General features: G+C 73.5%; 20 protein-coding genes. 18 read left to right on the top strand and 2 right to left on the bottom strand.

The window, feature by feature from the left end; all coding sequences use genetic code 11:
- Nucleotides 1–93: 93 nt before the first annotated feature.
- Nucleotides 94–1,476 (top strand): replication-associated recombination protein A, encoded by a 1,383-nt coding sequence (locus CUT83_RS19330; protein ID WP_101257125.1) that lies wholly within the window; start codon nt 94–96, stop codon nt 1,474–1,476.
- 90 nt (nt 1,477–1,566) lie between these two features.
- On the opposite strand, the gene CUT83_RS19325 is transcribed toward CUT83_RS19330, so the two are convergent.
- Nucleotides 1,567–2,304, bottom strand: coding sequence for a DUF2470 domain-containing protein (locus CUT83_RS19325; RefSeq protein WP_240957902.1), 738 nt, complete (start codon nt 2,302–2,304; stop codon nt 1,567–1,569).
- 208 nt (nt 2,305–2,512) lie between these two features.
- On the opposite strand from CUT83_RS19325, the gene rpsD reads away from it, so the two are divergent.
- From rpsD to nusB, 15 genes are all read left to right on the top strand, one after another.
- Nucleotides 2,513–3,124 carry a 30S ribosomal protein S4 gene (rpsD, locus tag CUT83_RS19320; protein ID WP_241524809.1) on the top strand — a complete coding sequence of 204 codons (612 nt, stop codon included), beginning with the start codon at nt 2,513–2,515 and terminating at the stop codon, nt 3,122–3,124.
- A gap of 279 nt (nt 3,125–3,403) precedes the next feature.
- Nucleotides 3,404–3,841, top strand: coding sequence for a DUF948 domain-containing protein (locus CUT83_RS19315; RefSeq protein WP_101257123.1), 438 nt, complete (start codon nt 3,404–3,406; stop codon nt 3,839–3,841).
- 7 nt (nt 3,842–3,848) lie between these two features.
- Nucleotides 3,849–4,190 (top strand): DUF6167 family protein, encoded by a 342-nt coding sequence (locus CUT83_RS19310; protein WP_101257122.1) that lies wholly within the window; start codon nt 3,849–3,851, stop codon nt 4,188–4,190.
- Nucleotides 4,190–6,853, top strand: a complete 2,664-nt coding sequence (gene alaS / locus CUT83_RS19305) for an alanine--tRNA ligase (RefSeq protein WP_101257121.1) — start codon at nt 4,190–4,192, stop codon at nt 6,851–6,853. Before CUT83_RS19310 ends, alaS begins: the two co-directional genes overlap by 1 nt.
- The gene (gene ruvX / locus CUT83_RS19300; protein WP_101257120.1) at nt 6,853–7,320 is read left to right on the top strand and encodes a Holliday junction resolvase RuvX; all 468 of its coding nucleotides are present in this window, start codon (nt 6,853–6,855) and stop codon (nt 7,318–7,320) included. Before alaS ends, ruvX begins: the two co-directional genes overlap by 1 nt.
- 127 nt (nt 7,321–7,447) lie before the next feature.
- Nucleotides 7,448–9,334, top strand: coding sequence for an endolytic transglycosylase MltG (gene mltG, locus CUT83_RS19295; RefSeq protein ID WP_101257119.1), 1,887 nt, complete (start codon nt 7,448–7,450; stop codon nt 9,332–9,334).
- Nucleotides 9,331–10,176, top strand: a complete 846-nt coding sequence (locus tag CUT83_RS19290; protein WP_101257118.1) for a shikimate dehydrogenase — start codon at nt 9,331–9,333, stop codon at nt 10,174–10,176. Before mltG ends, CUT83_RS19290 begins: the two co-directional genes overlap by 4 nt.
- Nucleotides 10,177–10,301: 125 nt before the next feature.
- Nucleotides 10,302–11,486, top strand: a complete 1,185-nt coding sequence (gene aroC / locus CUT83_RS19285) for a chorismate synthase (protein WP_101257117.1) — start codon at nt 10,302–10,304, stop codon at nt 11,484–11,486.
- On the top strand, nt 11,483–12,019 hold the full coding sequence (locus CUT83_RS19280; protein WP_101257116.1) for a shikimate kinase: 537 nt from the start codon (nt 11,483–11,485) through the stop codon (nt 12,017–12,019). The genes aroC and CUT83_RS19280 overlap by 4 nt, the downstream gene beginning before the upstream one ends.
- Nucleotides 12,016–13,110: a 3-dehydroquinate synthase gene (gene aroB, locus CUT83_RS19275; RefSeq protein WP_101257115.1), complete on the top strand. Its 1,095-nt coding sequence runs from the start codon at nt 12,016–12,018 to the stop codon at nt 13,108–13,110. Before CUT83_RS19280 ends, aroB begins: the two co-directional genes overlap by 4 nt.
- Nucleotides 13,107–13,562 (top strand): type II 3-dehydroquinate dehydratase, encoded by a 456-nt coding sequence (gene aroQ / locus CUT83_RS19270; protein WP_101257114.1) that lies wholly within the window; start codon nt 13,107–13,109, stop codon nt 13,560–13,562. The genes aroB and aroQ overlap by 4 nt, the downstream gene beginning before the upstream one ends.
- A 168-nt stretch (nt 13,563–13,730) precedes the next feature.
- Entirely contained in the window at nt 13,731–14,690 is a 960-nt protein-coding gene (locus CUT83_RS19265) for an AAA family ATPase (RefSeq protein ID WP_101257113.1), read from the top strand.
- 104 nt (nt 14,691–14,794) lie between these two features.
- Entirely contained in the window at nt 14,795–15,913 is a 1,119-nt protein-coding gene (locus CUT83_RS19260) for a M24 family metallopeptidase (protein WP_101257112.1), read from the top strand.
- 57 nt (nt 15,914–15,970) lie between these two features.
- A complete protein-coding gene (gene efp, locus CUT83_RS19255; RefSeq protein WP_093850778.1) occupies nt 15,971–16,537 on the top strand; it encodes an elongation factor P in 567 nt (188 codons plus the stop codon).
- Between the two features lie 2 nt (nt 16,538–16,539).
- On the top strand, nt 16,540–16,968 hold the full coding sequence (gene nusB, locus CUT83_RS19250) for a transcription antitermination factor NusB (RefSeq protein ID WP_101257111.1): 429 nt from the start codon (nt 16,540–16,542) through the stop codon (nt 16,966–16,968).
- Nucleotides 16,969–17,167: 199 nt separating this feature from the next.
- On the opposite strand, the gene bldD is transcribed toward nusB, so the two are convergent.
- Nucleotides 17,168–17,668, bottom strand: coding sequence for a transcriptional regulator BldD (gene bldD / locus CUT83_RS19245; protein WP_093850776.1), 501 nt, complete (start codon nt 17,666–17,668; stop codon nt 17,168–17,170).
- A 287-nt stretch (nt 17,669–17,955) separates the two neighbouring features.
- On the opposite strand from bldD, the gene pyrR reads away from it, so the two are divergent.
- Nucleotides 17,956–18,549 (top strand): bifunctional pyr operon transcriptional regulator/uracil phosphoribosyltransferase PyrR, encoded by a 594-nt coding sequence (gene pyrR, locus CUT83_RS19240; RefSeq protein ID WP_101257110.1) that lies wholly within the window; start codon nt 17,956–17,958, stop codon nt 18,547–18,549.
- 141 nt (nt 18,550–18,690) lie between these two features.
- On the top strand, nt 18,691–19,743 hold the full coding sequence (locus CUT83_RS19235; protein WP_101257109.1) for an aspartate carbamoyltransferase catalytic subunit: 1,053 nt from the start codon (nt 18,691–18,693) through the stop codon (nt 19,741–19,743).
- The last annotated feature ends 4 nt before the right edge of the window (nt 19,744–19,747 follow it).

Genomic DNA, 19,747 nt, shown 5'->3' with positions numbered 1-19,747 from the left:
GCACCGGTGTGCGGCGGCCCTCCGGCCGTCCCGCCCCGGGGGCGGGACGGTCGTCGGCACGGCTGTCGGCGGCGTGACTTAGGGTTGCGTTCCGTGGAACCGGATCTGTTCACCGCCGCAGCCGAGGAGCGCCAGGAGAAGGACCCGTCAGCCTCCCCCCTGGCGGTCCGGATGCGCCCGCGCACCCTCGACGAGGTCGTCGGCCAGCAGCACCTGCTGCGCCCCGGCTCCCCGCTGCGCCGCCTGGTCGGCGAGGGCGGGAAGGGGCCCGCGGGGCCGTCGTCGGTGATCCTGTGGGGGCCGCCGGGCACCGGCAAGACGACTCTGGCCCACGTCGTCAGCAAGGCCACCGACAAGCGGTTCACGGAACTGTCGGCCATCACCGCCGGGGTCAAGGAGGTCCGGGCCGTCATCGACGGCGCGCGGCGTTCGTCGGGCGCCTACGGCAAGGACACCGTGCTGTTCCTGGACGAGATCCACCGCTTCAGCAAGGCGCAGCAGGACTCGCTGCTGCCGGCGGTGGAGAACCGCTGGGTCACCCTCATCGCCGCGACGACGGAGAACCCGTACTTCTCGGTGATCTCCCCGCTGCTGTCCCGCTCGCTGCTGCTCACCCTGGAGCCGCTGACCGACGACGACCTGCGCGGGCTGCTGCGCCGCGCGGTCGCCGACGAGCGCGGGCTGGGCGGGTCGGTGGAGCTGCCGGGGGACGCCGAGGCGCATCTGCTGCGGATAGCCGGCGGCGACGCGCGCCGTGCGCTCACCGCGCTGGAGGCGGGCGCGGGCGCGGCCCTGGACAAGGGCGAGCGGGAGATCACCCTGGCGACGCTGGAGGAGGCCGTCGACCGGGCCGCGGTGAAGTACGACCGCGACGGCGACCAGCACTACGACGTGGCCAGCGCCCTGATCAAGTCCATCCGCGGCTCGGACGTGGACGCGGCCCTGCACTACCTGGCCCGGATGATCGAGGCGGGGGAGGACCCGCGGTTCATCGCCCGGCGGCTGATGATCTCCGCCAGCGAGGACATCGGCCTGGCCGACCCCACCGCACTGCAGACCGCCGTGGCCGCGGCCCAGGCGGTGGCGATGATCGGCTTCCCCGAGGCGCGGATCACCCTGGCCCAGGCGACCGTGGCCCTGGCCCTCGCACCGAAGTCCAACGCCGCCTATCTGGCGATCGACGCGGCCCTGGCGGACGTACGGGCGGGCCTGGCCGGTCCCGTGCCGCGGCATCTGCGCGACGGCCACTACCAGGGCGCGAGGAAGATGGGCCACGGCGAGGGGTACCGGTACCCGCACGACATGCCCGGCGGCATCGCCGCGCAGCAGTACGCCCCGGACGGCGTCCACGGCAGGCGCTACTACGAGCCGACGCGGTACGGGGCGGAGGCCCGGTACGCCGAGGTGGCGGAGCGGGTGCGGGCCCGGCTGCGGGAGGAGCCGCGGGAGGAGGGGGCGCCGCCGGACAGGCCCTGAGGCCCCGCCGGTCCGCGGTTTCCACGTCGGCCCTGACCGGCCCTGACCGGCCCTGACCGGCCCTGACTGGCCCTGACCGGCCCGGCCCGGTCAGGGCGCGGAGCCCGCCTCGAACAGGGCCCGGATCGCGTGGCGCAGCCCGGAGGCGTTCCGCACCGGCCGGGGGAAGTCGAAGAGGGCGTCGAAGCTCTGCCCGTCCGCGCGGAACCGCACCCGCAGTCCGAAGCGGTCCAGGGCCACGGGCACCACCGCCTCCCAGGCGCCGCAGGCCCGCCGCCGCTCGCCCAGCAGCGAGCACAGTCCGCGCAGCAGGTCGTCGTGGGCGGCGGCGAGGTGCTGCAGGAGTTCGGCCTCGTGGCGTGCCAGGGGGTCGGGCGAGGCGGCGGCGAACTCGTCCGGTTCGACGTGCCCCTCGCCGTGCAGGTCGCCGATCCACCCCTCGCCGACCTCCAGCCGCAGCGGTGTCCACGCGGCGCCCGGGAAGGGCCCCGAGGGATGCCGCTCGGCCAGCAGCCGGGCGCAGGCCGCCCGCTCGCCGCCGGTCACGGGGGTGAGCCAGCCCGCCACCTCGGCCCGGCCGCGGATGCGGTGGGGCACCGCGACGGGCGCCACGTCCGTGATCTCCATCACGGCGGCCAGATCGCCGTCCCGGGCGTGGGCCGCGGCCCGGGCGGCCGGGGAGCCGGCCGGGACCAGCAGGAGCACGTCCCCCTCGCCGGTGACGGCACGGGCCTCGCAGCAGCCCTGGCCCGGCCACTGCGGATCGCCCAGGTCCGTACCGGGAATGACCAGTGAGGCGGAGGCGTTCGACTCGACGAGGGTACGCATCCGCTCGGCGGCTCCCGGCCGCCGTGTGTCAGGCTCAGCCCCGGGACGCGGCTGACCCCTCCTCACGCTCTCCGCTCCGGCGGCGGTGCCGGCGCCGGCACCGCCGCCGTGTGCGGAACCGGTGCGGGGCAGGGGGCTCCCAGGTCGAAACATGCGTTCTCCTCCGCTAAGGTTAGGCTCACCTAAATTACACGGAGGTCCGTTCAACGTGAACCAGTCGCGTCCCAAGGTCAAGAAGTCGCGTGCGCTCGGCATCGCGCTGACCCCGAAGGCCGTGAAGTACTTCGAGCAGCGCCCGTACCCGCCGGGCGAGCACGGCCGGGGCCGCAAGCAGAACAGCGACTACAAGGTCCGGCTGCTGGAGAAGCAGCGGCTGCGCGCCCAGTACGACATCAGCGAGCGCCAGATGGTCCGCGCCTACGACCGCGCCCGCAAGGCCGAGGGCAAGACGGGCGAGGCCCTGGTCGTCGAGCTGGAGCGCCGCCTGGACGCGCTCGTCCTGCGCTCGGGGATCGCCCGCACCGTCTACCAGGCCCGCCAGATGGTCGTGCACGGCCACATCGAGGTCAACGGCCGCAAGGTCGACAAGCCCTCCTTCCGCGTCCGCCCGGACGACGTGGTGTCCGTCCGCGAGCGCAGCCGCACCAAGCACCCCTTCCTGGTGGCGCGCGAGGGCGGCTACGCGCCCGACGGCGAGACCCCGCGCTACCTCCAGGTCAACCTCCAGGCGCTGGCCTTCCGCCTGGACCGCGACCCGAACCGCAAGGAGATCCCGGTCGTCTGCGACGAGCAGCTCGTCGTCGAGTACTACGCCCGCTGATCCCCGCCGGCCACCTGCCGCGCCCGTACCGCCCGGCTCCGGCGGCGCGGACACTTCGGACCTCCCGGTCCCCGGCCCTCCTGACGCGCCCCGCGGCAGGAGGGCCGCGGCGTACCGCCCCCGGCCCGCCGGGCCGGAGGGAATGCGGTACGGGCGACGGCCCGCGGCGCGATAAGGTCGGTATCCGCCGTCGCACCCGTGAGATCGGTGGGCAGGTACCCCCACGAACCGCAGGACGCGGCGGCCGACCCCCATACGACCCGAGGGAAGCGGTGCAGCGTGTCCGGTGGAGAGGTGGCCGGCCTCCTGGTGGCCGTCTTCTGGGCGATCCTGGTGTCGTTCCTCGCCGTGGTGCTGGTGAGGCTCGCGCAGACGCTCAAGGCGGCGACCAGACTGGTGACGGACGTGACCGAGCGTGCGGTCCCCCTGCTCACCGAGGCGTCCGAGACCGTCCGCTCGGCACAGAGCCAGCTCAGCCGGGTGGACGCCATCGCCTCCGACGTCCAGGAGGTCACCGCCAACGCCTCGGCGCTCTCCTCCACCGTCTCCACCGCCTTCGGCGGCCCGCTGGTGAAGGTCGCCGCGTTCGGCTACGGAGTGCGCCGCGCCCTCGGCCGCAAGGACGACCCGCCGCGGTCGAGGCGTTCCGTGGTCGTGGGCCGGTCCGTGCCGGCCGCGCGCCGGGGGACCGGCCGGCGCCGCGACGGAAAGGACTGATCCCACCGTGTTCCGCCGTGCCTTCTGGTTCGGTGCCGGCGCCGCCACCGGCGTCTGGGCCACCACCAAGGTCAACCGCAAGCTGCGCAGCCTCGCGCCCGACAGCCTCGCCGTACGAGCGACGGACCAGGCCGTGGCGGCCGGGCACCGGCTGAAGGACTTCGCGTTCGACGTCCGCGCCGGAATGGCACAGCGGGAGATCGAGTTGAACGACGCACTGGGACTGACGGCCCCCGCCGACCCCGGGGCCGCCGGCCAGGCGGAAGAACGCCGGGGGATCGCCGGGCGGGCCCCGCACCGCCCCGCCCTCGGAGCCACCCACCCGTACGACCGGAATGAGGACCACTGATGGAGTCGGCTGAAATCCGCCGCCGCTGGCTGCGCTTCTTCGAGGAGCGGGGGCACACCGTCGTGCCGTCGGCGTCGCTGATCGCGGACGACCCGACGCTGCTGCTGGTCCCCGCCGGAATGGTGCCCTTCAAACCGTACTTCCTGGGCGAGGCCACCCCGCCGTACGAGCGGGCCGTCAGCGTGCAGAAGTGCGTGCGCACCCCGGACATCGAGGAGGTCGGCAAGACCACCCGCCACGGCACCTTCTTCCAGATGTGCGGCAACTTCTCCTTCGGCGACTACTTCAAGGAGGGCGCCGCGAAGCTCGCCTGGGAGCTGCTCACCACGCCGCAGGACAAGGGCGGCTACGGCCTGGATCCGCAGAAGCTGTGGATCACCGTCTACGAGGAGGACGACGAGGCCGAGCGCATCTGGCGCGACGTCGTCGGCGTCCCCGCCGAGCGGATCCAGCGCCTGGGCAAGGAGGAGAACTACTGGGACATGGGCGTGCCCGGCCCCTGCGGTCCCTGCTCCGAGATCAACTACGACCGCGGCCCGGAGTTCGGCCCCGAGGGCGGCCCGGCCGTCAACGACGAGCGCTACGTGGAGATCTGGAACCTGGTCTTCATGCAGTACGAGCGCGGACCGGGCCAGGGCAAGGACTACCCGATCCTCGGCGAGCTGCCCAGCAAGAACATCGACACCGGGCTCGGCCTGGAGCGCCTGGCGATGATCCTGCAGGGCGTGCGCAACATGTACGAGACCGACACCCTGCGGGCGGTCATCGACACGGCCGGCGGGCTGACCGGCGTGCGCTACGGCGCCGCCGGGGGCACCGACGTCTCCCTGCGCGTGGTCGCCGACCACATGCGCACCTCCGTGATGCTCATCGGCGACGGCGTCACCCCCGGCAACGAGGGCCGCGGCTACGTGCTGCGCCGCATCATGCGCCGCGCCGTCCGCAACATGCGCCTGCTGGGGGCCGACCGGCCGGTCGTCGGCGAACTGGTCGACACCGTGCTGCGCACCATGGGCGAGCAGTACCCCGAGCTGCTCACCGACCGGCAGCGCATCGAGACCGTCGCGCTCGCCGAGGAGGCCGCCTTCCTCAAGACCCTCAAGGCCGGCACCAACATCCTCGACACCGCCGTCACCGAGACCAGGGCCGCGGGCAAGGCCGTCCTGCCCGGCGAGAAGGCCTTCCTGCTCCACGACACCTGGGGCTTCCCCATCGACCTCACCCTGGAGATGGCCGCCGAACAGGGCCTGTCCGTGGACGAGGAGGGCTTCCGCCGCCTGATGAAGGAGCAGCGGGAGCGCGCCAAGGCCGACGCCAGGGCCAAGAAGACCGGCCACGCCGACCTCAGCTCCTACCGCGAGGTCGCCGACACCGCCGGGGCCACCGTCTTCACCGGCTACACCGACACCGAGGGCGAGACCTCCGTCGTCGGCCTGCTGGTGAACGGCCTGCCCTCGCCGGCCGCCTCCGAGGGCGACGACGTGGAGGTCGTGCTCGACCGCACCCCGTTCTACGCCGAGGGCGGCGGACAGCAGCCCGACACCGGCCGCATCCGCCTGGACTCCGGCGCCGTCATCCAGGTCCGCGACGTCCAGCAGCCGGTTCCCGGCGTCACCGTGCACAAGGGCACCGTCCAGGTCGGCGAGGTCACCGTCGGAGCCTCGGCGTACGCCGCCATCGACGTCACGCGCCGCCGGGCCATCGCCCGCGCCCACAGCGCCACCCACCTCACCCACCAGGCGCTGCGCGACGCGCTCGGCCCGACGGCCGCCCAGGCCGGTTCCGAGAACGCCCCGGGCCGTTTCCGCTTCGACTTCGGCTCGCCGACCGCCGTGCCCGGCGCCGTCCTCACCGACGTCGAGCAGCGGATCAACGAGGTCCTCGCCCGGGAACTCGACGTCATGGCCGAGGTGATGAGCATGGAGGAGGCCAAGAAGCAGGGCGCCATCGCCGAGTTCGGCGAGAAGTACGGCGACCGGGTCCGCGTGGTGACCATCGGCGACTTCTCCAAGGAGCTGTGCGGCGGCACCCATGTGCACAACACCGCCCAGCTCGGTCTGGTGAAGCTGCTGGGGGAGTCCTCCATCGGCTCCGGCGTGCGCCGCGTGGAGGCCCTGGTCGGCGTGGACGCCTACAACTTCCTCGCCCGCGAGCACACGGTGGTCTCCCAGCTCACCGACCTGCTCAAGGGCCGTCCCGAGGAGCTGCCGGAGAAGATCTCCGGGATGCTCGCCAAGCTGAGGGACGCCGAGAAGGAGATCGAGCGCTTCCGCGCCGAGAAGGTCCTGGCCGCCGCCGCGGGCCTGGCCTCCTCCGCCCGCGACGTCAACGGGACCGCGTTCGTCGGCGCCCGGGTCCCCGACGGCACGACCGCCGACGACCTGCGCAAGCTCGTCCTCGACGTGCGCGGCCGCATCCAGGGCGGACGCCCGGCCGTGGTGGCCCTGTTCTCGGTGGCGAACGGCCGTCCGCTGACCGTCATCGCCGCCAACGACGCCGCCCGCGACCGAGGTCTGAAGGCCGGCGACCTCGTCCGCGCCGCCGCCAAGGCCCTCGGTGGCGGGGGCGGCGGCAAGCCGGACGTCGCCCAGGGCGGTGGCCAGAACCCCGAGGCCGTCGACGAGGCCGTCGCCGCCGTCGAGCGCCTGGTGGCGGCCGCCTGATGCGGCGCGGCAGGCGGCTGGCCGTCGACGTCGGGGACGCCCGGATCGGGGTCGCCTCCTGCGACCCCGACGGGCTCCTGGCCACACCGGTGGAGACCGTGCCGGGGCGCGACGTCCCGGCCGCCCGCCGCCGGCTGGCCGAACTCGTCGCGGAGTACGAGCCGCTGGAGGTCGTGGTCGGGCTCCCCCGCTCCCTCAACGGGCGCGAGGGCCCGGCCGCGGCCCGGGTACGGGCCTTCGCCCAGGGGCTGGCCGAGGCCGTCGCCCCGGTGGCGGTACGCCTGGTGGACGAGCGGATGAGCACCGTCACCGCGGCCCAGTCCATGCGCGCCTCGGGCGTCTCCTCGAAGAAGGGACGCAGCCGGATCGACCAGGCCGCGGCCGTGGTCATCCTGCAGAGCGCGCTGGAGACCGAGAGGGTGTCCGGCCGGGCCCCGGGGGAGTGCGTCGGGGCGGGCGGCCGATAGCGGTACGGTAACGTTCCGCTTCGGACGGCGCCGTTCGAACACCGAGCCGTACGCCGGAGACGGCAGTTCGGACAGCGGCGTCCGCGCGTACCGCAACCGGCTGCCGTCCGACGGCTCTAGGGGATCGATGACTGAGTATGGCCGGGGCACCGGCTCCGAACCGTGGCACCCCGACGACCCCCTCTACGGGGACCAGGGGTGGAACGACGGAGCCCACCACGGACCCCAGCAGGGGGCCCAGCACGGCGACTGGGACACCTACGGCGGACAGCAGCAGTACCACCCCCAACAGCACCAGCAGCAGCACCAGCAGCACCAGGGCCACCAGCAGCCCGGCTACGGGCAGCAGGACTGGGACACCCAGGGCGGCGGACAGCAGTACGGTCACCAGCAGCAGTACGGCGATCCGTACGGCGGGCACCACCCCCAGCAGCACCAGCAGCAGGGCGATCCCTACGGCCGGCACCAGGGACAGCAGCAGGGGGACCCGTACGGTCACCAGCACCAGCAGCAGTACGGCGATCCGTACGGCGGGCACCACCCCCAGCAGCACCAGCAGCAGGGCGATCCCTACGGCCGACACCAGGAGCAGCACCAGGGCGATCCGTACGGTGGCGGACAGTACGCGGACCACAGCGGTCACCCCGGAAACCAGGGCGCCCACCCGCAGTACCCCGAACAGCACGGACACCCAGACCAGCACGGACACCCCGAACAGCCCGGGCAGCACGAGGAGTACGGGCAGCAGCCCCCGCGGTCCCGGCGGGAACGGCGCCGTGACGAGCCGGACCCCGGCCCCGGGCCCGACGAGGAGACCGGCTGGGACCCGGGCCCGGACCAGGGTGAGCACGCCTTCTTCTCGGACGACGGCGACGGCGGCGACGACGAGTACGACGACGAGGCCGACGGCCGGTCCGGACGCAGAGGCAAGGGCAGGGGCGGCCGGAAGGGCCGCAACGGCGTCGCCTGTCTGACCGTCGCCCTCGTCCTGGTCGGCGGCGTCGGCACGGCCGGCTACTTCGCCTACGACTTCTACCAGAGCCACTTCGCCGCAGCGCCCGACTTCTCCGGTCAGGGCAAGGGCGACATCCAGGTGGAGATCCCCGAGGGCAGCACGCTGGCCCGGATGGGCGCCATCCTGGAGAAGGCCGGAGTGGTCAAGAGCCGGCAGGGGTTCGTCGAGGCGTCCCAGGCCAACGCCAAGGCGCAGAGCATCCAGCCGGGCGTCTACATGCTCCGCAAGGAGATGTCCTCGGCGGCGGCCATCGAGATGATGCTCGACCCCTCCAGCCAGAACGCCCTGATCATCGCCGAGGGCAAGCGGGCCTCGGAGATCTACGCGCTGATCGACGAGAAGCTCGGCCTGGAGGAGGGCAGCACGAAGAAGGCCGCCGAGAAGGCCGACCTGGGCCTGCCCGAGTGGGCCGAGGGCAACCCCGAGGGCTTCCTCTTCCCGTCCAAGTACACGGTCGGCGACAAGACCGAGCCCGAGGACCTGCTCAGGAAGATGGTGGAGCGGGCCGACCGGGAGTTCGAGAAGGCGGACCTGGAAGGCCATGTGGAGCGGCTCGGGCTGGAGTCGCCGCTCCAGGTGCTCACCGTCGCCAGCCTGGTGCAGGCGGAGGGCAAGTACAAGCACGACTTCGTGAAGGTCTCCCGCGTGGTCTACAACCGGCTGAAGCCGGGCAACACCGAGACCAACGGCTATCTCCAGTTCGACTCCACCTACAACTACGCCAAGAACCAGTACACGCTGGACGTGCCCTCGCCCAGCGCCATGGCCAAGTTCGACCACCCCTACAACACCTACGCCAAGAAGGGTCTGCCGCCCGGCCCGATCAACAGCCCGGGCGCCGAGGCGCTGCACGCGGCGGTGGAGCCGGCCGAGGGGGACTGGTACTACTTCGTGTCGATCACCGAGGACAACACGGTGTTCTCCGACACCTACGAGGAGCACAGCCGGCACGTGGAGAGGTACAACGCGGAGCAGGAGAAGAACGGGGAGGGCCAGTGAGTCCGGCCGGAAGGCGCGCGGCGGTCCTGGGGTCACCCATCGCACACTCGCTCTCCCCGGTGCTCCACCGGGCCGCCTACCGGGAGATGGGTCTGACCGGCTGGTCCTACGACCGCTTCGAGGTGGACGAGGACGGCATCGCGCCGTTCCTGGAGAAGCTCGCCGCGGACGGCGGGGAGTGGGCCGGGCTGTCGCTGACCATGCCGCTCAAGCGGGCCGTCATCCCCCTGCTGGACGACATCGGCGACACCGCGGCCTCGGTCGGGGCCGTCAACACCGTGGTCTTCACCGCGGACGGCCGCCGTCTCGGAGAGAACACCGACATCCCCGGCATGATCGCCGCGCTGCGCGAACGAGGCGTGGACGGCGTTCCGCACGCCGCGGTGCTGGGCGCCGGGGCCACGGCCTCCTCCGCGCTCGCCGCGCTCGCCCGGATCTGCACCGGAGAGGTCACCGCGTACGTCCGCAGCCGGGAGCGGGCCGAGGAGATGCGCGGCTGGGGCGAGCGGCTGGGCGTGGCGGTGACGGCCGCCGACTGGGCGGACGCGCCACGGGCGCTGACCGCGCCACTGGTGATCGCCACCACGCCCGCGGGCGCCGCCGACGCCCTGGCGGGTGCTGTGCCCGAGCGGCCCGGCACCCTCTTCGACGTCCTCTACGAGCCCTGGCCGACCCCGCTGGCCGCCGCCTGGTCCGCGCGCGGCGGGCGGGTCCTGGGCGGTCTGGACCTCCTGGTCCACCAGGCGGTCCTCCAGGTCGAGATGATGACCGGCCGCTCCCCGGCCCCGCTGGCCGCGATGCGCGCGGCGGGCGAGGCCGCGCTGGCGGCGCGCACGGCCTGACACACCGGAGCGGGAGCCCGGCAGCCGAGACGGGCGTCCCGCCTGCTGGACGGACGGCCGGTCCCGCGGTGCGATCGTGAAAGGATCGGGACCGAGCACGTACGGGCCTGGACTGAGGAGCACCGTTGAGCAGGTTGCGCTGGCTGACCGCGGGGGAGTCGCACGGCCCCGCACTGGTGGCGACGCTGGAGGGACTGCCCTACGGCGTGCCGGTCACCACGGAGATGGTGGCGGACGAGCTGGCGCGACGGCGGCTGGGCTACGGTCGCGGCGCGCGGATGAAGTTCGAGCGGGACGAGGTCACCTTCCTGGGCGGGGTGCGGCACGGGCTCACCCTGGGCTCCCCGGTCGCGATCATGATCGGCAACACCGAGTGGCCCAAGTGGGAGAAGGTCATGGCGGCCGACCCGGTGGACGAGGCCGAGCTGGCCGAGCTGGCCCGCAACGCGCCGCTGACCCGGCCCCGCCCCGGCCACGCCGACCTGGCCGGAATGCAGAAGTACGGCGTGGGCGACGCCCGGCCGATCCTGGAGCGGGCCTCGGCACGGGAGACGGCCGCCCGCGTGGCACTGGGCACGGTCGCCCGGTCGTACCTGAGGCAGACGGCCGGCATCGAGATCGTCTCCCACGTCGTCGCGCTGGGCGGCGCCGAGGCCCCGGCCGGCACGCTGCCGCGGCCCGGGGACGTGGAACGGCTGGACGCCGACCCGGTGCGCTGCCTGGATGAGGAGGCGAGCCGGGCGATGGTCGAGGTGATCGACGCCGCCCACAAGGACGGCGACACCCTCGGCGGCGTCGTCGAGGTCGTCGCCCACGGGGTGCCGGTCGGGCTGGGCAGCCATGTGCACTGGGACCGCCGGCTGGACGCCCGGCTGGCCGGAGCGCTGATGGGCATCCAGGCCATCAAGGGCGTGGAGGTCGGCGACGGTTTCGAGCTGGCCCGGGTGCCCGGATCCAGGGCGCACGACGAGATCGTGCCCACCGAGGACGGGGTGCGCCGCTCCTCGGGGCGGTCGGGCGGCACCGAGGGCGGGCTGTCCACCGGCGAGGTGCTGCGGGTGCGGGCGGCGATGAAGCCGATCGCCACCGTGCCGCGGGCGCTGGCCACCGTGGACGTGACCACCGGCGAGGCCACCCGCGCCCACCACCAGCGCTCGGACGTGTGCGCGGTCCCGGCCGCCGGGATCGTCGCCGAGGCGATGGTCGCGCTGGTGCTGGCCGACGCGGTCGCCGAGAAGTTCGGCGGCGACTCGGTCGCCGAGACCCGCCGCAACGTGACCGGCTTCCTCGACAACCTGGAGATCCGGTGAGCGCCGGGCGGCCGCGGGAGGCCGGCCCGGCCGTGGTCCTGGTGGGCCCGCCCGGCGCGGGCAAGACCACCGTGGGCGCCGTACTGGCCCGCAGGCTGGGAGTGGCGCTGCGCGACACCGACGCGGACATCGAGGCGGCGGCGGGCAAGGCCATCGCCGAGATCTTCGTCGACGACGGGGAGCCGCACTTCCGCGAGCTGGAGCGGGAGGCGGTACGCGCGGCCCTGGCCGGGCACGACGGAGTGCTCTCGCTCGGCGGCGGCGCCGTCATGGACGCCGGCACCCGTGAGCTGCTCGCCGGGCTCCCCGTGGTCTTCCTGGACGTGGCCCTGGCCGACGCCGTCAAACGCGTCGGACTGGACGCCCCGCGCCCCCTGCTGGCGGTCAACCCCCGCAAGCAGTGGCGCACCCTGATGGAGCAGCGCCGCCCGCTGTACACCGAGGTGGCCCGCGCGGTCGTCGACACCGCCGGCCGCGACCCGGAGGAGACCGCCCAGGCGGTCCTGGACGCACTCGAGCTGAAGGACACATGACCACCACACCTCCCACCCGCATCGCCGTCGGCGGCACCGCGGGCACCGCGCCCTACGACGTCCTCGTCGGACAGCGGCTCCTGGACGAACTGCCGCACCTGGTCGGCCCCGACGCCCGCCGGGTGGCGGTGATCCACCCCGAGGCTCTGACCGAGACCGGCGAGGTGCTGCGCGAGGACCTGGCGGGCCAGGGGTACGAGGCCATCGCCATCCAGGTGCCCAACGCCGAGGAGGCCAAGACCGCCGAGGTCGCCGCGTACTGCTGGAAGGCGCTGGGGACCTCCGGCTTCACCCGCACCGACGTCGTCGTCGGCGTCGGCGGGGGAGCGACCACCGACCTGGCGGGCTTCGTCGCGGCGACCTGGCTGCGCGGGGTGCGCTGGATCGCGGTGCCCACCACGGTGCTGGGCATGGTGGACGCGGCAGTCGGCGGCAAGACCGGCATCAACACCGCTGAGGGCAAGAACCTGGTGGGCGCCTTCCACCCGCCGGCCGGTGTGCTGTGCGACCTGGCGGCGCTGGAGTCGCTGCCGGTGCACGACTACGTCAGCGGCCTGGCCGAGATCATCAAGGCGGGCTTCATCGCCGACCCGGTCATCCTGGACCTGATCGAGTCCGATCCCGAGGCCGCCCGCACCCCCGCGGGCCCGCACACCTCCGAGCTGATCGAGCGCTCCATCCGGGTCAAGGCCGAGGTGGTCTCCTCCGATCTGAAGGAGTCGGGCCGGCGGGAGATCCTCAACTACGGGCACACCCTGGCCCACGCCATCGAGAAGAACGAGCGCTACAACTGGCGGCACGGCGCGGCCGTCGCCGTCGGCATGGTCTTCGCCGCCGAGCTGGGCCGCATCGCCGGCCGGCTGGACGACGCCACCGCCGACCGGCACCGGGCGGTCCTCACCGCCGTCGGTCTGCCCGTCACCTACCGGGGCGACCAGTGGCCCAAGCTGCTGGAGACGATGAAGGTCGACAAGAAGACCCGCGGCGACCGGCTGCGCTTCATCGTCCTGGACGGCCTGGCCCGGCCCGCCGTGCTGGAGGGGCCGGACCCGGCGATGCTGCTCGCCGCCCACGCGGAGATCGCCGCGTGAGCGCCGCCGCGCCCCGGAGGGTCCTGGTCCTCAACGGTCCCAACCTCGGCCGTCTGGGCTCCCGTGAGCCGGACGTCTACGGCTCCACCTCCTATGCCGGGCTCGTCGAGCGGTGCACGGAGCTGGGCGGGGAACTGGGGCTGGATGTCGAGGTCCGCGAGACCAACGACGAGGGCGAGATGATCCGCTGGCTCCACGAGGCCGCCGACGCGTCCCTCCCGGTCGTCCTCAACCCCGCCGCGTTCACCCACTACTCGTACGGGATGCGCGACGCCGCCGCCCAGCGCACCGCTCCGCTGATCGAGGTGCACATCTCCAACCCCCACGCCCGCGAGGAGTTCCGCCACACCTCGGTCGTGGCGGCCGTGGCCTCCGGCACCATCGCCGGCTTCGGCATCGGCTCCTACGAGCTGGCCCTGCGCGCCCTGGCGGGCGACCGGCCGCACAGCTGAGGGGCCGGGACGCGCCGGGACGGGCCGCGGGCACCACTTCGAACCGCCGACCGTTCACACGGCGCCGGCCGGGGGAAGGTACCGTTCGGTGCCGGACGGACGAGGTGACGCCCGGCCGGGCCCACCGCGCCCGGCCGGCACACCGGACGGAAACGGAGTTGGGACCGGATGCAGCAGTACGGGACGCAGCGGCCCGTCCCGCCCTCGGGCTCCCCCCAGGGCTCCCCGCAAGGACACCCGCAAGGACACCCACAGGGACACCAGCAGGGACACCCGCCACACCCCCACGCGCACCCGCAGTCCGCCGCCCACCCCGGCTGGAACGCCCCCCACCGGGTCCCCCCGCCCCCGCCTCCGCCTCCCTCGCGCCCGGCCCCGCCCGCCGCACCGCCGGCGGCCCCGCCCGCGGCGCCTCCCGCCGGGCCGCCCCCGGCCTCCGCGCCCACCCCCGCGCCCCCGCCCCAGGCCCCGGACGCCACCGGCCACCTCCGGCTGCCGCCCGGCGCACCGGTGCAGATATCGGACACGGCCGACCCGGCCGCCGGCCCCGTCACGGTGGAGGCCGTGCACACCGCCGCCGTCGCCGTCCTGCTGATCGGCCCGGCCGGCGCCGGCAAGACCACCGTCGCCCGGTACTGGGCGGACACCCGCCGTGTGCCCACCGCGCACATCAGCCTGGACGACGTCCGCGAATGGGTGCGCTCCGGTTTCGCCGACCCCCAGTCCGGCTGGAACGAGCACTCCGAGGCGCAGTACCGTCTCGCCCGCCGCACCTGCGGCTTCGCCGCCCGGAACTTCCTGGCCAACGGCATCTCCTGCATCCTGGACGACGCCGTCTTCCCCGACCGGCCCGTCGTCGGCCTCGGCGGCTGGAAGCGGCACGTCGGCCCCGGCCTGATCCCGGTGGTGCTGCTGCCGGGCCTGGAGGTCGTCCTGGAGCGCAACGCCGAGCGCACCGGCAACCGCCGGCTGTCGGACGAGGAGGTCGCCCGCATCCACGGCCGGATGGCCGGCTGGTACGGCTCCGGGCTGCCGATCATCGACAACTCCCGGCAGGACGTGGCCACCACCGCACGGCTGCTGGACGAGGCCGTGGCCCGCGCGCTCACCAGCCCGCCGAGCTGGTAGCGGGTACGGCCGGGCCGGCAGCGGGTACGGAGGGGCGTCCGGACGGCGGGCGGTCCGGACGTGTCGGGACGCCACCGCGTGTCACGCTGCGTACGCTCAGGGGCATGTCCGAGGTGTACGTGGCCCGCCGCGGCCGACTGCGCGACCGCTGGACGGCGGCGGGCGGAGAGGCCGCCCTGGTCTCCCGGCCCGCCAACGTCCGCTATCTGACCGGCTGGTCCGTCCCCGGAGCGGTCCTGCTGCTCGGGGCGGACGGCCGCGACACCCTGCTGAGCCCGGCCGCGCCCGTCACCGACGGACGCACCGGGCCGCCGTGCACCACGGGCGACCTGCGCTGCACCGTCCTGCCCGGGGACGCGCCCGACCCGGCCGTCGCCGCCGCCGAACTGGCGGCTGCCGGGACCACAACGGCCCTGCTGGCGGTGGAGGAGCACGACCTCACCGTGGCCCGGCACCGGGCCCTGGCCGCGGCCGCGCCCCGGCTGCGCCTGACCGGCCTGGGCCGCGCCGTGGAGCAGCAGCGCCTGGTCAAGGACGAGGAGGAGCTGGCGGCGCTGCGCGTCGCCGCGGAGATCACCGACCACGCACTCGGCGAGCTGCTGGAGTCCATCCTGGTGGGCCGCACCGAACGCCATCTGGCGCTGGAGCTGGAGAGGCGCCTGATGGACCACGGCGCCGACGGCCCGGCCTTTCCCACCTGCGTCGGCACCGGCCGCAACTCCGGCCTGCCCGGCCACCGGCCCGGGGACCGGCGGGTGGAGGAGGGCGACTTCCTGAGCGTGCGGCTGGGCGCCCGCTACCGCGGCTACCGCTGCCAGATCGGCCGCACCTTCGTCATCGGCCCGGCCCCCGCCGACTGGCAGATCGAGCTGTACGAGCTGGTCTTCGCGGCCCAGCGCGCCGGGCGGGAGGCACTGCTGCCGGGGACGGAGTACCGTGAGGTCGACCGGGCCGCCCGCCATCCGCTGGAGGCGGCCGGGTACGGTGACGTCCTGGAACCGGGCACCGGGCACGGCGTGGGGCTGGAAATCGGCGAGGACCCTCGGCTGTCGCCCGCGGCCATGGGTAAACTGGACGCTTGTGTGCCGGTCACCGTCGAACCGGGGGTCCACCTCCCGGGACGGGGCGGCGTCCGGATCGACGACACGCTCGTCGTCCGCCCGCAGGCAGACGGCGGACCGGAGCTACTCACCATCACGACCAAGGAACTGCTCGCCCTGTGACACGGGGGCGTGGTCCTTCGGTCTTCCGCAGCAGCAGTCTCAGGAGATTCCGCGACCGTGGCCACCACGAACGACCTCAAGAACGGCATGGTGCTCAAGCTCGACGGGGGCCAGCTCTGGTCCGTAGTCGAGTTCCAGCACGTCAAGCCCGGCAAGGGCGGCGCCTTCGTCCGCACCAAGCTCAAGAACGTGCTCTCCGGCAAGGTGGTCGACAAGACCTTCAACGCCGGCACCAAGGTCGAGACGGCCACCGTGGACAGGCGCGGCATGCAGTTCTCCTACAAGGACGGCGCCGACTTCGTCTTCATGGACACCCAGACCTACGACCAGATGCCCATCACCCCCGAGGTCGTCGGCGACGCCGCCAACTACCTGCTGGAGGGCCAGGAGTGCACGGTCGCCGTGTACGAGGGCAACCCGCTGTTCATCGAACTGCCCGCCGCCGTCGAGCTGGTCATCGAGTACACCGAGCCGGGCGTCCAGGGCGACCGCTCCACCGGCGGCAGCAAGCCCGCCCGGCTGGAGACCGGCTACGAGATCGGCGTTCCGCTCTTCATCACCACCGGTGAGAAGATCAAGGTCGACACCCGCTCCGGCGAGTACCTCGGCCGGGTGAACAGCTAACCGTGGCAGCCCGCAGCAAGGCACGTAAACGGGCCTTCCAGATCCTGTTCGAGGCCGACCAGCGCGACAGCGCCGTGACGGCCGTGCTGGCGGACTGGATCCGGCACGCGCGGACCGACGAGCGGCAGCCGCCGGTCGGTGAGTACACGATGCAGCTCGTCGAGGGGTACGCGGAGCACGCGGACCGGATCGACGAGCTGATCGCCACCTACGCCGTCGGCTGGACGCTGGACCGGATGCCGTCGGTGGACCGCAACCTCCTGCGGCTCGGCGCGTACGAACTGATCTGGGAGGACGAGGTACCCGACGCGGTGGTGATCGACGAGGCGGTGCAGCTCGCCAAGGAGTTCTCCACCGACGACTCCCCGACCTTCGTCAACGGCCTGCTGGGCCGGCTGAAGGAACTCAAACCGACGCTGAAGCGCGTCTGAGCGGTTCGGGCCGGGGCGGCCGTATCTCAAGGACCTCACGGTCCCCAGAAGCGGCGAGGGGCCCGGGACACCCGTCGGGTGTCCCGGGCCCCTCGCCGTCCGGGATCCCCCGGGCAACGGCGCGGAACGCGACCGCCACCGGGAGCGGAACCCTCGCACGGAAGGTCCCGCCCGGTGGCGCCGGTGCCGCGGGGGGGCCTCAGGCCTCCTCGTGCTGGACCGCGCGACGGGCGTCGGCGTCCAGCACACCCCAGCCGATGAGCTGCTCGGTCAGCACCGAGGGCGACTGGTCGTAGATGACGGCGAGGGTGCGCAGGTCGTCCTGGCGGATCGACAGCACCTTGCCGTTGTAGTCGCCGCGCTGGCTCTGGATCGTCGCGGCGTACCGCTGCAGCGGGCCCGCCTTCTCGGAAGGCACGTGGGCCAGCCGCTCCAGGTCCAGAACGAGCTTCGGCGGCGGCTCGGCGGCTCCGCCCGGCGTACTGCCCGGCAGCAGCTCCTGCACCGGGACGCCGTAGAAGTCCGCCAGCTCGGCCAGCCGCTGCACGGTCACGGCACGGTCGCCGCGCTCGTACGAGCCGACCACGACCGCCTTCCAGCGGCCCTGGGACTTCTCCTCGACACCGTGGAGGGAGAGCCCCTGCTGGGTGCGGATGGCGCGGAGCTTGGCCCCGAGCTGTTTGGCGTATTCGCTGGACATATGGCTCCCCGGAGGACGTCTTCGTAACTCACTGTGATGTTACGCAGCGTAATGTACGGCGTCAAGCCGGGCCGGTCCATACCGGGGGGTGCGCGGGAGGCGCGGGCCCGCGCACCCGGGTGCGCGGCGGCCCGGCGGGCGCCCGGAGCGAACGCCCGGACAGCCTTCCGGGCAGCCCGTCCGAACAGCCCCGGACAGGCTGGTACCGTTGACGGCGCACCATCCGACGTCCTTTAAGGCCCGTCCCGTGAGGCGGGGAAGGAGGTCCGTTTACCGTGGACACATCCATGGGAGAACTGGACGGCAACGGTTCCGCCCCGGTCCGCCCCGTACTGGAGGCGCCGGACATCGCGCGGGTCCTCACCCGCATCGCCCACGAGATCGTCGAGCGCGCCAAGGGCGCCGACGACGTGGTCCTCCTGGGCATCCCCACCCGCGGCGCGCACCTGGCCAGGCGGCTGGGGGCCAAGCTGGAGGAGATCACCGGCCGCCCGCTGCCGGTCGGCTCACTCGACATCACCATGTACCGCGACGATCTGCGGATGCGCCCCGCCCGCACCCTGGCCCGCACCGAGATCCCGGCCGAGGGCGTCGACGGGCGCCTGGTCGTCCTGGTCGACGACGTGCTCTTCTCCGGCCGCACCATCCGGGCCGCGCTCGACGCGCTCGGCGACATCGGCCGGCCCCGCGCCGTGCAGCTCGCGGTCCTGGTCGACCGCGGCCACCGCGAACTGCCGATCCGCGCCGACTACGTCGGCAAGAACCTCCCCACGTCGCTGCGGGAGACGGTCAAGGTCCGGCTCGCCGAGGAGGACGGCCGCGACGGCGTGCTCCTGGGCGAGCGTCGTGAGGCGGGGGCCTCCCCGTCCGGCGAGCGGTAGCGCCCCTCCACTCCCTTCCCGGACCTGCCTCCGCACCTCCGCACCCCCTGCGCCGCTCCCGTCCTCCCGGGCCCGGCGGCCCCGCGGCCGCGTCCGCGCGCCCGCACGCCTCGAAACCTCCACACACCGGAGCACATCCAGATGCCGCTCTTCCCCGGGGGCAACCCCCGGACTTCCGGTCACCTGATCTCGGCCGCCGACCTCACCCGCGACGACGCCGTGCGCATCCTCGACACCGCCGAGGAGATGGCGCGCCTGGCCGACCGCCCGATCAAGAAGCTGCCCGCGCTGCGCGGCCGCACGATCGTCAACCTCTTCTTCGAGGACTCCACCCGCACCCGTATCTCGTTCGAGGCCGCCGAGAAGCGGCTGTCCGCCGACGTCATCAACTTCGCGGCCAAGGGATCCTCGGTCTCCAAGGGCGAGTCCCTCAAGGACACCGCCCAGACCCTGGAGGCGATGGGCGTGGACGCCGTCGTCATCCGGCACGGGGCCTCCGGAGCCCCCTACCGCCTGGCCACCTCCGGCTGGATCGACGCCGCCGTCGTCAACGCCGGCGACGGCACCCACCAGCACCCCACCCAGGCGCTGCTCGACGCGTTCACCATGCGCCGCCGCCTGATCGGCCCGGACGCCGGACTCGGCCGGGACCTGGCCGGCCGGCGGATCACGATCGTCGGCGACATCCTGCACAGCCGGGTCGCGCGCTCCAACGTCGACCTGCTGAACACCCTGGGCGCCCAGGTCACCCTGGTGGCACCGCCCACCCTGCTGCCGGTCGGCGTCGAGGGCTGGCCCTGCGAGGTCTCCTACGACCTGGACGCCGTGCTGCCGAAGTCCGACGCCGTGATGATGCTGCGCGTCCAGCGCGAGCGGATGAACGCCGCCTTCTTCCCCACCGAGCGCGAGTACTCCCGACGCTACGGCCTCGACGTGCAGCGCATGGAGCGGATGCCCGAGCACTCCGTCGTGATGCACCCCGGGCCGATGGTCCGGGGCATGGAGATCACCGCCGAGGTCGCCGACTCCGGCCGCTGCACCGTCACCGAACAGGTCGCCAACGGAGTCTCGATCCGCATGGCCGTCCTGTACCTGCTGCTCGGCGGCTCCGAGCACGCTGGCGGCAGCGGCACCACCGGCACCGCCGGCACCGCCGAAACCACTGGCACCACCGCCCGTACCGAGGAGAAGTGACACC

Origin of the sequence: Streptomyces barkulensis, assembly GCF_002843305.1 — a bacterium.
Classification (GTDB): Bacteria; Actinomycetota; Actinomycetes; order Streptomycetales; family Streptomycetaceae; genus Streptomyces; species Streptomyces barkulensis.
The sequence above is the reverse complement of the archived record's forward strand: the minus strand, read 5'-3'. Positions and strand labels throughout refer to the sequence as shown.

Coding starts and splice junctions, on each gene's coding strand:
- bldD (WP_093850776.1), bottom strand. CDS start 17,668: ATGTCCAGCGAATACGCCAAACAGCTCGGGGCCAAGCTCCGCGCCATC.
- CUT83_RS19265 (WP_101257113.1), top strand. CDS start 13,731: ATGCAGCAGTACGGGACGCAGCGGCCCGTCCCGCCCTCGGGCTCCCCC.
- CUT83_RS19325 (WP_240957902.1), bottom strand. CDS start 2,304: ATGCGTACCCTCGTCGAGTCGAACGCCTCCGCCTCACTGGTCATTCCC.
- CUT83_RS19260 (WP_101257112.1), top strand. CDS start 14,795: ATGTCCGAGGTGTACGTGGCCCGCCGCGGCCGACTGCGCGACCGCTGG.
- mltG (WP_101257119.1), top strand. CDS start 7,448: ATGACTGAGTATGGCCGGGGCACCGGCTCCGAACCGTGGCACCCCGAC.
- CUT83_RS19235 (WP_101257109.1), top strand. CDS start 18,691: ATGCCGCTCTTCCCCGGGGGCAACCCCCGGACTTCCGGTCACCTGATC.
- alaS (WP_101257121.1), top strand. CDS start 4,190: ATGGAGTCGGCTGAAATCCGCCGCCGCTGGCTGCGCTTCTTCGAGGAG.
- pyrR (WP_101257110.1), top strand. CDS start 17,956: ATGGGAGAACTGGACGGCAACGGTTCCGCCCCGGTCCGCCCCGTACTG.
- ruvX (WP_101257120.1), top strand. CDS start 6,853: ATGCGGCGCGGCAGGCGGCTGGCCGTCGACGTCGGGGACGCCCGGATC.
- aroB (WP_101257115.1), top strand. CDS start 12,016: ATGACCACCACACCTCCCACCCGCATCGCCGTCGGCGGCACCGCGGGC.